The 17,642-nt window shown below is 64.7% G+C and carries 15 protein-coding genes; 3 read left to right on the top strand and 12 right to left on the bottom strand.

What is annotated here, in order from left to right:
* Positions 1-3: 3 nt before the first annotated feature.
* The 12 genes from nudB to L0U83_RS11945 form a co-directional block, all read right to left on the bottom strand.
* Positions 4-498 (bottom strand): dihydroneopterin triphosphate diphosphatase, encoded by a 495-nt coding sequence (gene nudB / locus L0U83_RS11890; protein WP_233882903.1) that lies wholly within the window; start codon positions 496-498, stop codon positions 4-6.
* Between the two features lie 148 nt (positions 499-646).
* Complete coding sequence (gene aspS / locus L0U83_RS11895) at positions 647-2,452, bottom strand: aspartate--tRNA ligase (protein ID WP_233882904.1); 1,806 nt, start codon at positions 2,450-2,452, stop codon at positions 647-649.
* Between the two features lie 64 nt (positions 2,453-2,516).
* A complete protein-coding gene (locus L0U83_RS11900; RefSeq protein ID WP_233882905.1) occupies positions 2,517-3,158 on the bottom strand; it encodes a DUF502 domain-containing protein in 642 nt (213 codons plus the stop codon).
* Between the two features lie 98 nt (positions 3,159-3,256).
* Positions 3,257-3,613 carry an FmdB family zinc ribbon protein gene (locus L0U83_RS11905; RefSeq protein WP_233882906.1) on the bottom strand — a complete coding sequence of 119 codons (357 nt, stop codon included), beginning with the start codon at positions 3,611-3,613 and terminating at the stop codon, positions 3,257-3,259.
* Positions 3,614-3,832: 219 nt separating this feature from the next.
* On the bottom strand, positions 3,833-4,483 hold the full coding sequence (locus L0U83_RS11910; RefSeq protein ID WP_233882907.1) for a methyltransferase domain-containing protein: 651 nt from the start codon (positions 4,481-4,483) through the stop codon (positions 3,833-3,835).
* Positions 4,484-4,510: 27 nt separating this feature from the next.
* Complete coding sequence (gene ubiB / locus L0U83_RS11915) at positions 4,511-6,088, bottom strand: ubiquinone biosynthesis regulatory protein kinase UbiB (RefSeq protein ID WP_233882908.1); 1,578 nt, start codon at positions 6,086-6,088, stop codon at positions 4,511-4,513.
* An 18-nt stretch (positions 6,089-6,106) separates the two neighbouring features.
* A complete protein-coding gene (locus L0U83_RS11920; protein WP_233883891.1) occupies positions 6,107-6,742 on the bottom strand; it encodes a ubiquinone biosynthesis accessory factor UbiJ in 636 nt (211 codons plus the stop codon).
* 163 nt (positions 6,743-6,905) lie between these two features.
* Positions 6,906-7,919, bottom strand: coding sequence for a Tim44 domain-containing protein (locus L0U83_RS11925; RefSeq protein WP_233882909.1), 1,014 nt, complete (start codon positions 7,917-7,919; stop codon positions 6,906-6,908).
* Between the two features lie 36 nt (positions 7,920-7,955).
* A complete protein-coding gene (gene ubiE / locus L0U83_RS11930; RefSeq protein WP_158758634.1) occupies positions 7,956-8,687 on the bottom strand; it encodes a bifunctional demethylmenaquinone methyltransferase/2-methoxy-6-polyprenyl-1,4-benzoquinol methylase UbiE in 732 nt (243 codons plus the stop codon).
* Between the two features lie 90 nt (positions 8,688-8,777).
* Positions 8,778-9,191: a gamma-butyrobetaine hydroxylase family protein gene (locus L0U83_RS11935; RefSeq protein ID WP_233882910.1), complete on the bottom strand. Its 414-nt coding sequence runs from the start codon at positions 9,189-9,191 to the stop codon at positions 8,778-8,780.
* A 55-nt stretch (positions 9,192-9,246) separates the two neighbouring features.
* Positions 9,247-9,672 carry an HIT family protein gene (locus tag L0U83_RS11940; RefSeq protein ID WP_233882911.1) on the bottom strand — a complete coding sequence of 142 codons (426 nt, stop codon included), beginning with the start codon at positions 9,670-9,672 and terminating at the stop codon, positions 9,247-9,249.
* A 41-nt stretch (positions 9,673-9,713) separates the two neighbouring features.
* Positions 9,714-13,769 (bottom strand): DUF3683 domain-containing protein, encoded by a 4,056-nt coding sequence (locus tag L0U83_RS11945; RefSeq protein ID WP_233882912.1) that lies wholly within the window; start codon positions 13,767-13,769, stop codon positions 9,714-9,716.
* 549 nt (positions 13,770-14,318) lie between these two features.
* Here L0U83_RS11945 and ilvA point away from each other — a divergent pair.
* The 3 genes from ilvA to queF are packed head-to-tail and all read left to right on the top strand — an operon-like array spanning position 14,319 to position 17,599.
* On the top strand, positions 14,319-15,845 hold the full coding sequence (gene ilvA, locus L0U83_RS11950) for a threonine ammonia-lyase, biosynthetic (protein WP_233882913.1): 1,527 nt from the start codon (positions 14,319-14,321) through the stop codon (positions 15,843-15,845).
* Between the two features lie 12 nt (positions 15,846-15,857).
* Positions 15,858-16,778 carry a 5'-nucleotidase gene (locus L0U83_RS11955; RefSeq protein WP_233882914.1) on the top strand — a complete coding sequence of 307 codons (921 nt, stop codon included), beginning with the start codon at positions 15,858-15,860 and terminating at the stop codon, positions 16,776-16,778.
* On the top strand, positions 16,775-17,599 hold the full coding sequence (gene queF / locus L0U83_RS11960; RefSeq protein ID WP_233882915.1) for an NADPH-dependent 7-cyano-7-deazaguanine reductase QueF: 825 nt from the start codon (positions 16,775-16,777) through the stop codon (positions 17,597-17,599). The genes L0U83_RS11955 and queF overlap by 4 nt, the downstream gene beginning before the upstream one ends.
* Positions 17,600-17,642: the final 43 nt, after the last annotated feature.

The following is a 17,642-nucleotide window of genomic DNA, read 5'->3' on the forward strand; positions in this document are numbered from 1 at the left end:
GGCTCACCCGCGTCCCTCGCGTCCTGCACGTCCTTCACGTAGCCGCTCGGGCAGTTGCAGAATGGCCTCGCGGTTCGACCACGAGAAGCACTTCGCCGCCGCCTGCTCGTAAGGCAGCCACACATACGCCGTATGCTCGCGCGGCGCGAGCGTGACGACTGTGCCCATGGGCACTTCCAGGCTGAACCAGTGCTCGGTGTTGCGCGTGACCCCGGGCGCATAGCGATGGCGCCATACGGGATAGATTTCGTACTCGATCTCGTGATGCCAGTCGAGCAACGCCGACTGCGGAACGCCCACCGCGCCAACAGCAATACCCGTCTCTTCGCCCACCTCCCGCACGGCGGTTTCGGCAAACGGCTCGTCGAACCGGTCCTTCGAGCCGGTGACCGACTGCCAGAAACCGGGCCGGTCGGCGCGTTCGATGATCAGGACCTCCAGTTGCGGCGTATGAATGACGACGAGTACGGATTCCGGAATCTTCGGCGGCTTCTGCATGGTGATGGAGCGTGGGGAGGAACGCGCGCTGCGCGCTTGCGGCGCGTCTAAAGGTAATTTAACGCAAAAAGCAAAAAAGGCGCACGATGCGCCTTTTTTGTTGTTGCGATGCAAAAGCCCTGACGGGCCTTCGCAGCAGGGGTGTCGCTTACTGCGCCGGCTTCTGCTCGGGTTGACGCAGACGGATATGCAGTTCGCGCAGCTGGCGCTCGTCCACGGGGCTCGGCGCCTGCGTGAGCAGATCCTGCGCACGCTGCGTCTTCGGGAACGCGATCACGTCGCGGATCGAGTCGGCGCCGGCCATCATCGTCACGATGCGGTCCAGACCGAACGCGATACCACCGTGCGGCGGCGCGCCGTACTGGAGCGCGTCGAGCAGGAAGCCGAACTTGGCGCGTGCTTCTTCCGCATTGATCTTGAGCGCGCGGAACACCTTGCTCTGCACGTCTTCCTGATAGATACGCACGGAGCCGCCGCCGATTTCCCAGCCGTTCAGCACCATGTCGTAGGCCTTCGCGAGGCAGCGGCCCGGATCCGTCTCGAGGTATTCGAGGTGCTCGTCCTTCGGGCTCGTGAACGGGTGGTGCGCGGCCACGTAGCGGTTTTCTTCCTCGTCGTACTCGAACATCGGGAAGTCGACTACCCACAGCGGCTTCCAGCCCTTCTCGACCAGGCCGTTGGTCTTGCCGAATTCCGAATGGCCGATCTTCAGGCGCAGCGCGCCCAGGCTGTCGTTGACCACCTTCGCGCGGTCGGCTGCGAAGAAGATGATGTCGCCGTCCTGCGCGCCGGTGCGCTCGAGGATCGCAGCGATCGACTCGTCGTGCAGGTTCTTGACGATCGGGCTTTGCAGACCGTCACGGCCCTTCGCGACTTCGTTGACCTTGATCCAGGCGAGGCCCTTCGCGCCGTAGATGCGCACGAATTCCGTATAGCCGTCGATGTCGCCGCGCGAGAGTTCGCCGCCCTTCGGCACGCGCAGCGCCGCGACGCGGCCGTCCTTGCTGTTGGCCGGCGTGCTGAACACCTTGAAGTCCACGTCCTTGACGGCGTCCGTCAGTTCCGTGAATTCGAGCTTCACGCGCAGGTCCGGCTTGTCCGAGCCGAAGCGGCTCATGGCTTCCGAGTACTTCATGACCGGGAACTTCGCGTCGAGCTCGACGTCGATCGTTTCCTTGAACACGTGACGCGCCATGTCTTCGAACAGGTCGCGGATTTCCTGCTCGCCGAGGAACGACGTTTCGCAGTCGATCTGCGTGAATTCGGGCTGACGGTCAGCGCGCAGGTCTTCGTCGCGGAAGCACTTGACGATCTGGTAGTAGCGGTCGAAGTTCGCCACCATCAAGAGCTGCTTGAAGAGCTGCGGCGACTGCGGCAGCGCGAAGAACTGGCCAGCGTTTACGCGCGACGGGACGAGGTAGTCGCGCGCGCCTTCCGGCGTGCTCTTCGTGAGCATCGGCGTTTCGATGTCGATGAAGCCGAGCGCGTCGAGATACTTGCGCACGGCCATCGTCACGCGGTAGCGCAGACGCAGGTTGTGCTGCATCTGCGGACGACGCAGGTCGAGCACGCGATGCGTGAGGCGCGTGGTTTCCGAGAGGTTGTCGTCGTCGAGCTGGAACGGCGGCGTGACCGATGCGTTGAGTACCACGAGCTCATGGCAGAGCACTTCGATCTTGCCGCTCGTGAGATTGGCGTTGACCGTGCCTTCGGGACGATTGCGAACGAGACCCTTCACCTGCACGCAGAACTCGTTGCGCACGCCTTCGGCGGCCTTGAACATTTCCGCGCGGTCCGGATCGCAGACGACCTGGACGAGGCCCTCGCGATCGCGCAGGTCGATGAAGATGACGCCGCCGTGGTCGCGGCGCCGCTGCACCCATCCGCACAGCGAAACAGTTTGGCCCAGCAGCTGTTCGGTCACCAGACCGCAGTATTCAGATCTCATCGACATGATGTTCGTCTTTCGTTATGCATGAATGAACGGGAGCGGCGCGTGCAAGCGCGCCGTCCGGTATTTAAAGCGGAGGATCGATGGGGCGGCGTGGAGCGGTTGCCGGCGCGACCACGCCCATCGAAACAATATACTTGAGCGCGGCGTCGACGGTCATGTCCAGCTCGACCACCTCGCTCTTTGGCACCATCAGGAAAAAGCCCGACGTGGGATTCGGCGTAGTCGGCACATACACGCTCACGTGATCTTCCTGCAGGTGGTTGACCACGTCGCCGCCGGGAATGCCGGTGAGAAACGCGATCGTCCACGAACCCTTGCGCGGGTACTCGATCAGGAGCGCCTTGCGAAATGCGTTGCCGTTGCTCGAAAGCAGTGTATCGGAAACCTGCTGGATGCTGCCGTACAGCGGTCCGATGATCGGAATGCGGCGCACCAGCGCGTTCCACCACTCCACCAGCTTCTGGCCGATGAAGTTGTGCGTGAGCACGCCCACCCCGAAGATGAATGCGAGCGTCAGCACGGCGCCAAGGCCCGGCAGGCGCACGCCGAACGCGCGCTCCGGCCGCCACGATTCGGGCAGCAGCAGCAGCGTCTGATCCATCGTGCCGATCACGAGGTTCAGCACCCACAGCGTGATGGCCAACGGCACCAGCACCAGCAGGCCGGTCAGGAATACCGATTTGAACGTCGCTTTCTTGATCGTCATGTACACCGCCAAACGCGCCGCACGCGGCATACAGGCTACCGGCGCGGCTTCGGCGCGGCGCGTGTCTCCGGGAATGCAGGAGTCGCGCCGCAGGATTTTCAGGTCGAGGCTGCCGAACTGGGCGTGCTCGCTGGGGTGCTCGCGGCGGGCGCGGCTGCGCTCGCGTCGCTGGAACCGCTCGCGGCGCCCTCGCCGGCCGGCTTGCTGCCCTCCGACGACGCGTTTTCGCCAGCCGCCTTCGCACCGGTCGCCGCACCGCTCTTGGCGCCGTTGCCGCCCCGGAAATCGGTAACGTACCAGCCCGAGCCCTTCAGCTGGAAGCCCGCTGCGGTGACCTGCTTGCGAAATGTGTCCGCGCCGCAGCTCGGGCACTGCGTCAGGGGCGCATCGCTCATCTTTTGGAGCACGTCCTTGTCGAAGCCGCACGACTCGCAGCGATAAGCGTAGATCGGCATGATCTCTATCCTGATGAAAATCTGAGAATTGCTTGCAAAGCCTTGAATTATAGCCGCAAACCAGGATCGTCCCTGGCATTTACCGGGGTTGGAAGTCCAGCGGGAAGGGTCGGAGGGTCGCGGCCGCCATCAAATCACATGGGGGCAGGTTGCGCGCACATCAAGAGCGCGCGCGGCAATGCAACGCGGCGGGCGCAGGGCGCACCCGCCTGACACAGCTCAAACGTGCGACGGCGCGACGTCGTTGCGGCGCCACACGAGCCAGCGCTCGCGCCCGGCGAATACGGGCAGCGAGTCGGCCACCGGCTGATCGTCGGCCAGCGTGAAATACGGCGTGAGCAAGGCGTCGAGTTCGTCACGCACGATGGCGAATGGCGGCCCCTTGGGCGTTTCGCCGATGAAGAAGTAGCCCGCCAGCAACGCGCCGGGCTGCAACAGCTGGGCCATGCGCGCGGCGTAGCTCGCGCGCTGCGCCTTGGGCAGCGCGCATAGGAAAGCGCGCTCGAACACCCAGGCTGGCGTGAACGGCGGCGTATAGGCGTAAAAGTCCGCCTCTTCGACGACGCCGGCGTACTGCCCCAGCGCCGCACGCGCGCTCGCGACCGCGGCCGGCGCGAAGTCGATGGCGCGCACCGTGCGGCCGCGCTCGGCGAGCCAGCGCGCTTCCCAGGCGTTGCCGCAGCCCGGAATCAACACCGCGGCCTCAGGGTGCGCGGTGGCGAAGGCTTCGAACTCGCGCTGCACACCCGCCTGGTCCCACGGCGTGAAGCCGCGCTCGAAGCGCTCGTCCCAGAACGAGGGCGACGCCGGGTCGCGGGTTTCGAATTCGGGCGCTTCGCCCGGTTGCGGTGGCAGGGTCGGGTCGCTCATGGTCTCACTCCTTTTGCTCGTGGTCCGTCAGCCGCCGTAGGCGAACGCGAGCCACACGCGCGCCGCCACCATGCCCACGCCCACGGCCACGCCGAACACGAGCAGACCCTGCAGCAGGCGGTTCGTGCGGCGTTGCTCGGCGAGCATCGCGCGGATTGTCTCGTCGTTGGCGAAACCGCCCGGCTCCTGGCGGTGCAGCAGCACCTGGTGCACAAGACGCGGCAATTGCGGCAGCGTCTTGCTCCATTGCGGCGCTTCGATCTTGAAGCGCTCGTACCAGCCGCGCAGGCCGATCTGCTCGGTCATCCAGCGCTCGAGATAAGGCTTCGCCGTTTTCCAGAGATCGAGCTCCGGATCGAGCGAGCGCCCAAGGCCTTCGACGTTGAGCATGGTCTTTTGCAGCAGCACGAGCTGCGGCTGGATTTCCACGTTGAAGCGCCGCGAAGTCTGGAAGAGCCGCAACAGCACCTGGCCAAGCGAAATGTCCTTTAACGCCCGGTCGAAATACGGTTCGCACACGGCGCGAATCGCACTTTCCAGCTCTTCGACGCGCGTATTGGGTGGCACCCACCCCGACTCAATATGCAGCGTCGCCACGCGGTGATAGTCGCGCTTGAAGAACGCGAGAAAGTTCTGCGCGAGATAGTTCTTGTCGAAGTCCGACAACGCACCGACGATGCCGAAATCGAGCGCGATATAGCGGCCGAAATGCGCGGGATCGAGGCTCACCTGGATGTTGCCGGGATGCATGTCAGCGTGAAAGAAGCCGTCGCGGAACACCTGCGTGAAGAAGATTTCCACACCTTCGCGCGCGAGCTTCGGAATGTCCACGCCCGCCGCGCGCAGCTTGTCCACCTGGCTGATCGGCACGCCGACCATGCGCTCCATCACGAGCACATTGGCCGTGCTGAATTCCCAGTACATTTCCGGCACGAGCAGCAAGTCGAGGCCCGCGAAATTGCGGCGCAACTGGCTGCCGTTGGCGGCCTCGCGCATGAGGTCGAGTTCGTCGTGCAGGTACTTGTCGAATTCGGCCACCACTTCGCGCGGCTTCAGGCGCTTGCCGTCGGCCCACAGACGCTCGGCCCACACGGCGATGTCGCGCAGCAGCGCGAGGTCCGAATCGATCACCGGACGCATATTCGGGCGCAACACCTTCACCGCCACCGGCTTGCCCGCGTGCTGACCGGACTTCACCTTGGCGAAGTGCACCTGCGCAATCGACGCGCTCGCCACCGGCACGCGCTCGAACTCGTCGAAAATCGAATCGACCGGCGCACCCAGCGACTTCTCGATCAGGCCGATTGCCACGTTCGAATCGAACGGCGGCACCTGGTCCTGCAGTTTCGCAAGCTCGTTGGCGATATCGGGCGGCAGCAGGTCGCGGCGCGTGGACAGCACCTGGCCGAACTTCACGAAAATCGGGCCGAGGCTTTCCAGTGCGAGACGCAAGCGCAAGCCGGGCGGATCGTCGAAGCGACGGCCGATCGTGGTGATGCGCAGGAGCAGCGCCACACGCCGGTCGTTGATCCGGCTCAACATCATCTCGTCCAGGCCGAAGCGGATGACGGTGAAGAAAATCTTGAGAAAACGCAGAAAACGCATGTCTGGGGGGCCTGTTGACTAGCGCGGGCCGTGCGGCGCAGCGCTCTGGCTCCCGCCGCCGGCCTGTGATTTTTGTTCGAGTCGCTCGATGCGCTTTTCCACGCGCGCCAGCGCATCGCGTGCGCGCGACAGCGCTTCGTTGAAGCCGTCGAGCTCGGCGCGCCGCACGAGCTGCGGATTTTCGTCGAGCAAATATTCCGTGACCGAGCCGAGCACGTTGCGGCCGGTGCGCAGCGCCTGTTCGCCCGCGGCGCGTGCGAGCGTGGCGATGCGTGACGCCGGCGCGTCGCCGATCAATTTCGCGAGGTCCTCCTCGGGCTCCCAGCGCAGATGCTCGGCGAGCTTGCCGATGACCTGCGCGAACTCGGCATCACCCTCGATCTTGACGTGCTTCATGACGGCCGCCTGGCCGCCCTGCACGAACGACGAGAGCGCGCCCGCGGGCAGCGAAAGCGTCACATCGACGTCGCCCGCATCGTGGTCCTCGACCGCGCCCAGATAGCCGTCCGGCTGCACGAGCAGCGTGAGCACGACAGGCGGACAGGTGAGGCGCGCCGTCTTGCCGGCATACGGGGCGAGACGCTCACGTGCCCACGTTTCACGGGCGAGCAGGTGATTGACGGCAGCGGCGAAGGGCTTGGCGGCAAGAGTCATCGGCATGGAATAAGAAAACCCGCACGGGCACAAGCCCGGGCGGGTTCCCATTGTAACGTTCGAGCCGTCGGATCGCGCCGCCACCCTGCCCGCTGCGGCGGCTGGCAGGCGCAGTGCTCCGTGACTTTTATCAAATTACGAAGCCCACCGCTTCCTTGCGAACTCAGTGAGAATCGACCTGCTGAATACCCGCGAGCAGCCAGCCTTCGCCCGAGGTGTTCGACTTCGAGAGATTCCACACCTCGACGAACGGCTCGGCCGGCGCGCCCACGGCCTCGCGAATCAAGCCGGAGAAACGCACGCTCGCAAGGTGTTCGCTGCCGCGATCTTCCACGCCGAGCAGGTCTGCGTTGAGCTGCACCACGTCGGTCTGGTTGGGCTGCGCGCCGCGGCCCGCAAGATCGACGCGGATCTCGGCGAACATCTCGGGCGTCGTGAATTCGCGGATGTCTTCCATGTTGCCGGCGTCCCACGCGGCCTGCAGGCGCACGAAGTAGACCTTCGCGTTGCGCACGAAGGCTTCGGTGTCGAAGCCTGCCGGGATGGCGGCCGGCGTATCGATGCGCGGCGTGCTGAGCGGATTGGCTTCAGGCGCGAGGTACTGCCCCGTGGGCGGCGCGGTGTAGCGCGGCTCCTGCGGCTGATATCCGCCCGACGACTGGTTCAGGCTGGTCGAAGAACCGTAGCCGCCGCCGGTCTGGTACGCGGGTTCCGCGGCACGGCGGCGGTTCATGAACTTGCGGATCAGCCAGATGGCGACAAAGGCGATGATCGCGATCACGATCATGTTGGCCATCATGCCGGCAAACGCCTCGCCAAGACCGAAGTGCGAAAGCAGCGCGGCGATGCCGAGACCGGCCGCGAGGCCTGCGATCGGACCAAGCCAGCGATTGCGCGCCGGTGCGGCCGCGGGCGTGGGAGCCGGTGTAGCAGGCTTGGCAGCGGCCTGCTGCGCGGGATTCGTGGGACTGGGCTGCGCGGGCGGCGGCGTGGTGCTGCGCTGCGAGGCCACCGACGACTGCTTGCCGAAACTGCGGCCGCCACCCATGCGGCGAGCCTCGGCATCGAATGACGCGAGACTGCCAGCGATCATCACGCCGGCGAGGGCCAGAACGCCGATTCGTCTGGCCCACGATGTTGAAAGCTTTTTGGAAGCATCGATTCGGGGCTCAGACATAACGGAAACTCCTTTAAAGACAGTGATTTGGGAACACTAATACTTTGTGCCGACGTGTAAGGCTACCACGCCAGCTGACAAATTGTAATATTTGACGGCATCGAGGCCGACTTGTTCCATCATCGTTTTGAGTGTTTCCTGATCCGGATGCATGCGGATCGATTCCGCCAGATACTGGTAGCTGTCCGCGTCCTGGGCAAAGCGCCGGCCAAGCCATGGCAGCACCTTGAACGAATACACGTCGTATGCCTTCTTCAGCGGCTCCCAGACCTTCGAGAATTCGAGCACGAGCACGCGGCCGCCCGGCTTGAGCACGCGGCGCATCTCGGCGAGCGCGGCGTCCTTGTGTGTCATGTTGCGCAGCCCGAAAGCCACGGTCACCACGTCGAAGTAGTTGTCCGGAAAGGGAATCTTCTCGGCGTCGCACAGGAGCGCCGGCGTAATCACGCCGTTGTCGATGAGGCGGTCGCGGCCCACGCGCAGCATCGACTCGTTGATATCGGTGTGCCAGACCTCGCCTGTCGGGCCCGCCTTCTTCGCGAACGCCATGGAAAGGTCGCCGGTGCCGCCCGCGATGTCGAGCACTTTGGCGCCCGGGCGGATGTTCGCCTGGGCGATCGTGAATGCCTTCCACGCGCGGTGCAGCCCGCCCGACATCAGGTCGTTCATCAGGTCGTAGTTCGAGGCAACCGAGTGAAACACGCCGGCCACCTTCTTCGCCTTGTCCTGTTCGTCGACTGTCTGATAGCCGAAGTGGGTTTTGCTCATCGCGCTCGTCCTTTCGCGGAAGGGTGTTCTATTGAGTTGCTGTGCCGCGTCTGTCAGAGAAGCGGCGGGGCTGGATCGTAACAGGAAGCGTCAGTGGCAGTGGCCATGCGCGGCAGGCGGCGGCGCCATGGGCGCGTCGCGCTCGACGCCCGCCGCCTTCAGTTTGGCGAAATATTCCGCCCAGAGTTCGTCCTGGCGCGTGGCGAGCTCATAGAGCTGGTCCCACGAATAGATGCCGGTGTTGTGGCCGTCGGAGAACGTGGGCTGCAGCGCATAGTTGCCGACACCTTCGAGCGCCGTAATCGTGACCTCGCGCTTGCCCGTCTGCAGTGTTTCCTGGCCGGGGCCATGACCGCGCACTTCCGCCGAGGGCGAAAACACGCGCATCAGCTCGAAAGGCACGCGGTAGCTCTCGCCGCTCGCATACTGGAGTTCCAGCACGCGCGAGACGGCGTGCACCACGACGCCGGTTGGCACCGGCGTATCGGATTTCAGTCCACTCATGATCGTTCCTGCTGTTGGACGCCCACTGCCCGGCCTGCTCAAGCCTGCCCAAGCCTTAAGCCTGCCCCATTTCCTGTCGCACTGCGTCGCGCAGCAGCGTGGCCTGCGCGCGGCGCTGCCCCAGCATTGCCTCGGACACCGTGCGCTGGCGTGGCGCCCAGACGGGCAGCGGGAAATGCGCGTCGTTCGTGAAGCGCGGGATGACGTGCCAGTGTACGTGCGGCACCTGGTTGCCGAGGCTCGCCAGATTCACCTTCGAAGGCTGCATGATGCGGCGCAGCGCACGCTCGACGGCGTACACCGCCCGCATCAGATGTTCCCGGTCGGCCGCGCCCAGGTCCGAGAATTCGGCGACGTGCGCATTCCAGATGACCCGGCAAAAGCCGGGATAGTCGGCCTCGGCAGTCGCGAGCACGACACGCATGCGCTCGTCGTGCCACAGCACATCGCCGCCTTCCTCACTGCAGAATACGCATGTCATCGTCGTCCCCGAACCGGTTCACGGTAAATTGAGCGCTGCCATTAGACCAGCACGCGCTCGATTCCGCCATTGTTCGCGTTCTGAACGTAGTCCGCCATCCAGTTTTCGCCAAGCATGTGTCGGGCGATTTCCACCACGATGTAGTCGGCTTCGATGTTGGCGTCTTCGTTGTACCGCGACAGACCCTGGAGGCACGACGGGCAGCTCGTCAGAATCTTGACGTCCTGCGTCGTGCCCTGCCCGCCCGCTTCCTGCTGCGTAGCCGGCTGCACCCCGTTCGCGCCACTTATGCCGGTCGCGACGATCGGAATACCGCGCAGCTTTGCCGCGCCCTTGCGGATTTCCTCTTCCTTGCGGAAACGCACCTGCGTCGAGATGTCCGGGCGCGTGACGGCCAACGTCCCCGATTCGCCGCAGCAGCGATCGTTCTTCTCGATCTTGTAGCCGTCCTTTTCAGAACCCATCAGTTCATTGACGAGCTTGACCGGATCCATCGTCTTGATCGGCGTGTGGCACGGGTCGTGGTACATGTAGCGCGTGCCCGTCACGCCATCGAGCTTGATGCCCTTCTCCAGCAGGAACTCGTGGATGTCGATGATGCGGCATCCCGGGAAAATCTTGTCGAATTCATAACCGGCCAGCTGGTCGTAGCACGTGCCGCACGACACCACGACGGTCTTGATATCGAGGTAGTTGAGCGTGTTTGCCACCCGGTGGAACAGCACGCGGTTGTCGGTGACGATCTTCTCTGCCTTGTCGTACTGGCCCGAGCCGCGCTGCGGATAGCCGCAGCACAGGTAGCCCGGCGGCAGCACCGTCTGCACGCCCGCTTCCCAGAGCATGGCCTGCGTCGCGAGACCCACTTGCGAGAACAGACGCTCCGAGCCGCAGCCCGGGAAGTAGAACACCGCTTCCGAATCGACGTTCGTCGTCTTCGGGTTGCGGATGATCGGCACGATCTTGTTGTCTTCGATGTCGAGCAGCGCGCGCGCCGTCTTCTTCGGCAGGTTGCCCGGCATCTTCTTGTTGACGAAGTGGATCACCTGCTCGACCACGGCCGGCTTGCCCGTGGTTGCGGGTGGATGCGCCGTCTGCTTCTTCACGAACTTCTTCAGCACGTCGTTGCCGAGGCGCTGCGCCTTGTAGCCCACGCCCATCATCGCGGTGCGCGCGAGATTGATGGTCTGCGGATTGGTGGCGTTGAGGAAGAACATGCCCGCAGCGTTGCCCGCGTTGAACTTCTTCTTGCCCATCTTGCGCAGCAGGTTGCGCATGTTCATCGTCACGTCGCCGAAGTCGATCTTGACCGGGCACGGCGTCACGCACTTGTGGCAGACCGTGCAGTGGTCGGCCACGTCGTTGAACTCGTCCCAGTGCTTGATCGACACGCCGCGGCGCGTCTGCTCTTCGTAAAGGAACGCCTCGACCAGCAAGGAGGTCGCGAGAATCTTGTTACGCGGGCTGTAGAGCAGGTTCGCGCGCGGCACGTGGGTCGCGCACACCGGCTTGCACTTGCCGCAGCGCAGACAGTCCTTCACCGAATCGGCAATCGCACCAATGTCGGACTGCTGCATGATGAGCGACTCGTAACCCATCAGGCCGAACGACGGTGTGTAGGCGTTGCGCAGGTCGGCGCCTTCGAGCAGCTTGCCCGCGTTGAAGCGGCCTTGCGGATCGACGCGCTGCTTGTAGGCGCGGAACTCGGAAATCTCGTCATCCGTGAGGAATTCGAGCTTCGTGATGCCGATGCCGTGCTCGCCCGAGATCACGCCGTCGAGCGAACGCGCGAGCTTCATGATGCGCGCAACCGCGTGGTGCGCGTCCTGCAGCATCTCGTAGTTGTCCGAGTTGACCGGCAGGTTCGTATGCACGTTGCCGTCGCCGGCGTGCATGTGCAGAGCGACGAACACGCGGCCGCGCAGCACCTTCTTGTGGATCGCCTGAGCTTCGTCGAGGATCGGCTTGAACGCGCCGCCGTTGAAGATCTGGCGCAGTTCCGCGCGGATCTCCTGCTTCCACGAGATGCGCACCGTGCGGTCCTGGGTCACGTGGAAGACGTTGGCGTCGCCTTGCGCGTCGACGCGATCGGCAAACTTCTCCGCGAGCGCCTCATAGCCGAGCTGCACGAGGTAGTGCTGCGCCTCACGCAACGACAGGTCGAGCTTCTCGCCCACGAAGGTCCAGCGCTCGCGCACGCGCTTGAGCAAGTCGAGCGCCTGTTGCACGCGGTCTTCGAGCAGCTCCGCGCTGGGGATGTCGTTCGCGTCGTCGGTCTTGCCGAGCGGCAGCTTGCCCGCCTTGAAGAACGCTTCGAGCGCGTCGACCAGTTGCAGCTTGTTCTTGATCGACAGTTCGATGTTGATGCGCTCGATGCCGTCCGTGTACTCGCCCATGCGGTTGAGCGGGATCACGACGTCTTCGTTGATCTTGAACGCGTTGGTGTGCTTGGCGATCGCGGCCGTGCGGCTGCGGTCGAGCCAGAAGCGCTTGCGCGCCTCGGCGGACACCGCGACGAAGCCTTCGCCGCTCTTGCCGTTGGCCATGCGGACGACTTCCGAGGTCGCGGCGGCCACGGCATCGGCGTCGTCGCCGACGATATCGCCGATCAGCACCATCTTCGGAAACGCGTTGCGCTTGCTCTTGGTCGCGTAGCCCACGGCGCGCAGATAGCGCTCGTCGAGGTGCTCGAGGCCGGCGAGAATCGCACCGCCCTGCTTCGAGGTTTCGAACAGGTAGTCCTTGATCTCGACGATGCTCGGAATCGCCTCGCGCGCCTGGCCGAAGAACTCCAGACACACCGTGCGCGTATGCGCAGGCATCTTGTGCAGCACCCAGCGCGCGGACGTGATGAGCCCGTCGCAGCCTTCCTTCTGCACGCCCGGCAGGCCGGCCAGGAACTTATCGGTGACGTCCTTGCCGAGGCCTTCCTTGCGAAAGCGTTTGCCTTCGATATCGAGCGACTCGGTGCGCAGCAGCTTTTCGCCCGGCGCGTATTCGCCGTCGAACCACTTAAGCTCGAAGCGCGCCACGGGAATGTCGTGGATCTTGCCCATGTTGTGGTCAAGACGCGTGACTTCGAGCCAGTTGCCCTGCGGGTCGACCATGCGCCACCAGGCGAGATTGTCGAGCGCCGTGCCCCACAGCACGGCCTTCTTGCCGCCCGCGTTCATCGCGACGTTGCCGCCGATGCACGACGCATCGAGCGAGGTCGGGTCGACGGCGAACACGAAGCCAGCGGCGTCGGCCGCCTCGGTCACGCGGCGCGTGACCACGCCCGCGCCCGAGAAAATGGTCGCGACCTTGCGGTTCACGCCCGGCAGGTCGGTCATCTCGACCGGCCCGAGCTGCTCGAGCTTTTCGGTGTTGATGACGGCCGAGAACGGCGTGAGCGGCACCGCGCCGCCCGTGTAGCCCGTGCCGCCTCCACGCGGAATCACGGTGAGGCCGAGTTCGAAGCAGGCCTTGATGAGGCCGGCGATTTCGGCTTCGGTATCGGGCGTCAAGACGACGAACGGATATTCCACGCGCCAGTCGGTCGCGTCGGTCACGTGCGAGACACGCGCGATGCCGTCGAAGCGGATGTTGTCCTTCTGCGTGCGCTTGCCCAGCACCTTGACGGCGCGGCGGCGCAGGTCGGCCATCTTCTCGAACTCGCCCGCGAAGGCATCGATCGCGCGGCGCGTGGCGCTGACCAGTTTTTCCACGCGCGCGGCGCGGTCCACGCCTTCCTTGTCCGCATGCTCCCGCAGGTCGGCGCGGCGGCGCTTTTCGATTTCGGCGAGGCGGTGGTTCAACGCCTCGATCAAGAGCGCGCGGCGCTTCGGGTTGTCGAGCAGGTCATCCTGCAGATACGGGTTGCGGCGCACGACCCAGATATCGCCGAGCACCTCGTAGAGCATGCGCGCCGAGCGGCCGGTGCGGCGTTCCGCGCGCAGCTCGGCGAGCGCGTTCCATGCCTCTTCACCAAGCAGGCGAATGACGATCTCGCGATCCGAAAAGGACGTGTAGTTATAGGGAATCTCGCGCAGGCGCGGTTCGATGTCGGCGGCCACGGCTGCGGCGGCGCCGTTAGGATCGAAAACTTGAGGTGCGTTCATGTTTGGACGACTCTTTGAGCCAGCCCCGCGCACGGCTCGCGGCCAGTGCGACGGATGCTGACGGGGCGCGTGGGGCGCTATTCTGAAATCGTGTCCGCCTGTGGCAGGCTGCGGACGAAAGGGGTGGGGAGGCACGTGGCGGCAACGCTCACGCCGATGGTCCCCCGGCGCTCGGATTTAGCGACACGATCGTGCGTGGCGGGCGTGCCGCTGCGCCGCCGGGCGGGTCACGCGCCGTGCGGGCATCAAATGGGCTGTCCGAGGTTGCCAGTGCATCATCCGATCCTTGTTTCGAAAAAGGATTTTACCGCATGATCCGCGCCCGCGCTGACGACGCGTGGGAACTTGGTGAACACATATGATTCAGTTGCGTTGGCGGGTGATTCGCGCACGATTGCGCGCGCTTTGACGATGATTTGCCTTCCAGCCGGTCGGCGAATAGCACCGCCGGATCGAGCGCCGGCTGCCTGAGCGCGCTGCCAGAGCGGGAGCTGTTGGCGCTATCATTTACCCTTTCCCGCCCTAAACCCGCGCCCGGCGCGTCCTCGCATGGCCTCCCACGACGATTACCTGAAGAAAATCCTCACCGCCCGCGTCTACGACGTCGCCCGCGAGACCGAACTTGAGCGCGCCCCGAACCTCTCGGCGCGCCTGCGCAACGCGGTGTTCCTCAAGCGCGAGGACAACCAGCCGGTGTTCTCCTTCAAGCTGCGCGGCGCCTACAACAAGATGGCGCACCTCACGCCCGCGCAGCTGGAGCGCGGCGTGATCACCGCCTCGGCAGGCAATCACGCGCAGGGTGTGGCGCTTTCGGCGGCGAAACTGGGCGTGAAGGCCGTGATCTGCGTGCCCGTCACGACGCCGCAAGTCAAGGTCGATGCGGTGCGCGCGCACGGCGGCGCGACCGTCGAGGTCGTGCAGGCCGGCGAGTCGTACAGCGACGCCTACGCCCACGCCGTGCGCCTGCAGGAAGAGCGCGGCCTGACCTTCGTGCATCCCTTCGATGATCCCCATGTGATCGCGGGCCAGGGCACCGTGGCGATGGAGGTGCTGAGCCAGCATCAGGCCCCGATTCACGCGATCTTCGTGCCGATCGGCGGCGGCGGGTTGGCTGCGGGCGTGGCGGCCTACGTGAAGGCCGTGCGCCCCGAGATCAAGGTGATCGGCGTGCAGACCGACGATTCCTGCGCGATGGCCCAGTCGATCAAGGCGGGCAAGCGCGTGGAACTCACTGAAGTCGGCCTGTTCTCCGACGGCACCGCCGTGAAGCTCGTGGGCGAGGAGACTTTCCGGCTGTGCCAGGCATATCTCGACGAAGTGCTCACCGTTGATACCGACGCCCTGTGCGCCGCGATCAAGGACGTCTTCCAGGACACGCGCAGCGTGCTCGAACCCGCGGGCGCGCTGGCCGTGGCGGGCGCGAAGCAGTACGCGGAACGCGAGGGCATCGAAGGCCAGACGCTGGTGGCGATCACCTCGGGCGCGAACATGAACTTCGACCGCATGCGCTTCGTGGCCGAGCGCGCCGAGGTGGGCGAGGCGCGCGAAGCGGTGTTCGCGGTGACGATCCCCGAGGAACGCGGCAGCTTCAAGCGCTTTTGCGAGCTGGTCGGCACGCGCAGCGTGACCGAGTTCAACTACCGCATCGACGACGCCGAGCGCGCGCACATCTTCGTGGGCGTGCAGATCCGTAACCGCGGCGAGTCGAAGCAGATCGCGAAGACCTTCGTCGATCATGGTTTCCCGAGCGTCGATCTCACCGGCGACGAACTGTCGAAGCAGCACATCCGTTACATGGTGGGCGGGCGCTCGCCGCTCGCGCACGACGAGCGTCTGTTCCGCTTCGAGTTCCCGGAGCGGCCGGGCGCGCTCATGCGCTTTTTGTCGTCGATGGCGCCGAACTGGAACATCAGCCTCTTTCACTACCGCAACCAGGGCGCCGACTACAGCTCGATTCTGGTGGGCATCCAGGTGCCCGAAGCCGAGGACGCCGAGTTCCGCCGCTTTCTCGCGACGCTCGGCTATCCGCATTGGGAAGAGACGCCCAATCCGGCGTATCGGCTCTTCCTCGCGTAACCGGCCGCCATCGTGTCCGTTTCGCTTTCCGACAAACTCGTCGTCGCCATTTCGTCACGTGCCCTCTTCGATTTCGAGGAGGAAAACCACGTGTTCGAGGCGGGCGACCTGCAAGCCTACGAGGCGCTCCAGCGCGAGCGCCTGACCGTGCCCGCGCGGCCTGGCGTGGCGTTCGCGCTCATCCGCAAGCTGCTGGCACTCAACAACGGCGCGCATCACGTGGAAGTCGTGATCCTCTCGCGCAGCGATCCCATCAGTGGCCTGCGCGCGTTCAGTTCGTGCCGCGAGCACGGGCTCGACATCCAGCGCGGCGTCTTCACGCGCGGGCGCGAGCCCTGGCATTACCTCAAGCCGCTCAACGCGTCGCTGTTCCTTTCCGCGAACCCGGCGGACGTGAAGAGCGCGCTCGACGCAGGCTTCCCCGCCGCACGCGTCTTCCCCGAATCGGCGACAATGGCGGAACGCAACGCGCACGAGATTCGCATTGCGTTCGACGGCGATGCGGTGCTGTTTTCCGATGAAGCCGAGCAGATCTTCCAGAGCAAGGGCCTTTCCGCCTTTGTGAGCCACGAGCGCGACAACCGTGAACTGCCGCTCGCGCAAGGCCCGCTGCAGCCGCTGCTCGCAGCGCTCAACCGTCTGCAGAAGCTCGCCGACGCGAACGCGCAAATGCGCATCCGCACCGCCCTCGTCACCGCGCGCTCCGCGCCGGCGCACGAGCGCGCGATCCGTACGCTGATGGCGTGGAACATCGAGATCGACGAAGCGATGTTCCTTGGCGGACTCGACAAAGGCCCGTTCCTGCGCGAGTTCGAACCCGATTTTTTCTTCGACGACCAGATCCGCACTTGCGAATCCGCGCGCTCGGTCACGGCCACCGGGCACGTGGCAAGCGGCGTGACCAATCTCGCAACCGAAGCCAACGCATCATGACTCCCGACCAATCTCCGCTCGGCAAGGCCTCTACCTACACCGAGCAATACGACGCCTCGCTCCTGTTCCCGATCCCTCGTGCCGGCGCGCGCGAGCAGATCGGCATTGGCGCGCAACTGCCCTTCTTCGGCAGCGATATCTGGAACGCCTACGAGCTTTCGTGGCTCAACGCGCGCGGCAAGCCGCAGATCGCGATCGCCACGTTCTTCATTCCCGCCGATTCGCCGAACATCATCGAATCGAAGTCGTTCAAGCTCTATCTGGGCTCGTTCGCGCAAACACCATTCGAATCCGCCGACGTGGTGCGCGACACGATCAAACGCGACGTGACCGCGGCCTGCGGCGCATCGGTTTCGGTGAGGCTCGATCAGCCGGGCGCGTTCGGCAAGATCCCGTTCGAGGAGTTCGACGGCCTCTCGCTCGATCGCCTCGACCTCGACACGGACATCTATCACCCGGAACCGACGCTTCTGAAAGCGGCTTTCGACGAAGCGCCGGTGGAAGAAACGCTGATCTCGAATCTGCTCAAGTCGAATTGCCCGGTGACGGGCCAGCCCGACTGGGGCAGCGTGCAGATCCACTACGTCGGGCCGCAGATCGATCAGGCGGGCCTGCTGCGCTACATCATCTCGTACCGCAATCACACGGGGTTTCACGAGCAATGCGCCGAGCGCATCTTCATGGACATCCTGCGCGAGTGCAAACCGGACCGGCTCGCCGTCTACGCGCGCTACACGCGGCGCGGCGGCCTCGACATTAATCCGTTTCGCACCAACTTCAACATGCCGATGCCGGATAACGCGCGGCTCGCGCGCCAGTAAGCGCAAGACCGGAGCACTCGGCAGAAAGCAAAACGCGCCCCAA

This window comes from Paraburkholderia flagellata (genome assembly GCF_021390645.1).
Classification (GTDB): Bacteria; Pseudomonadota; Gammaproteobacteria; order Burkholderiales; family Burkholderiaceae; genus Paraburkholderia; species Paraburkholderia flagellata.

Coding starts and splice junctions, on each gene's coding strand:
- L0U83_RS11935 (WP_233882910.1), bottom strand. CDS start 9,191: ATGAGTGGACTGAAATCCGATACGCCGGTGCCAACCGGCGTCGTGGTG.
- L0U83_RS11925 (WP_233882909.1), bottom strand. CDS start 7,919: ATGTCTGAGCCCCGAATCGATGCTTCCAAAAAGCTTTCAACATCGTGG.
- nudB (WP_233882903.1), bottom strand. CDS start 498: ATGCAGAAGCCGCCGAAGATTCCGGAATCCGTACTCGTCGTCATTCAT.
- queF (WP_233882915.1), top strand. CDS start 16,775: ATGACTCCCGACCAATCTCCGCTCGGCAAGGCCTCTACCTACACCGAG.
- L0U83_RS11920 (WP_233883891.1), bottom strand. CDS start 6,742: ATGACTCTTGCCGCCAAGCCCTTCGCCGCTGCCGTCAATCACCTGCTC.
- ubiE (WP_158758634.1), bottom strand. CDS start 8,687: ATGAGCAAAACCCACTTCGGCTATCAGACAGTCGACGAACAGGACAAG.
- L0U83_RS11945 (WP_233882912.1), bottom strand. CDS start 13,769: ATGAACGCACCTCAAGTTTTCGATCCTAACGGCGCCGCCGCAGCCGTG.
- L0U83_RS11905 (WP_233882906.1), bottom strand. CDS start 3,613: ATGCCGATCTACGCTTATCGCTGCGAGTCGTGCGGCTTCGACAAGGAC.
- ilvA (WP_233882913.1), top strand. CDS start 14,319: ATGGCCTCCCACGACGATTACCTGAAGAAAATCCTCACCGCCCGCGTC.
- L0U83_RS11940 (WP_233882911.1), bottom strand. CDS start 9,672: ATGACATGCGTATTCTGCAGTGAGGAAGGCGGCGATGTGCTGTGGCAC.
- L0U83_RS11900 (WP_233882905.1), bottom strand. CDS start 3,158: ATGACGATCAAGAAAGCGACGTTCAAATCGGTATTCCTGACCGGCCTG.
- aspS (WP_233882904.1), bottom strand. CDS start 2,452: ATGTCGATGAGATCTGAATACTGCGGTCTGGTGACCGAACAGCTGCTG.
- ubiB (WP_233882908.1), bottom strand. CDS start 6,088: ATGCGTTTTCTGCGTTTTCTCAAGATTTTCTTCACCGTCATCCGCTTC.
- L0U83_RS11910 (WP_233882907.1), bottom strand. CDS start 4,483: ATGAGCGACCCGACCCTGCCACCGCAACCGGGCGAAGCGCCCGAATTC.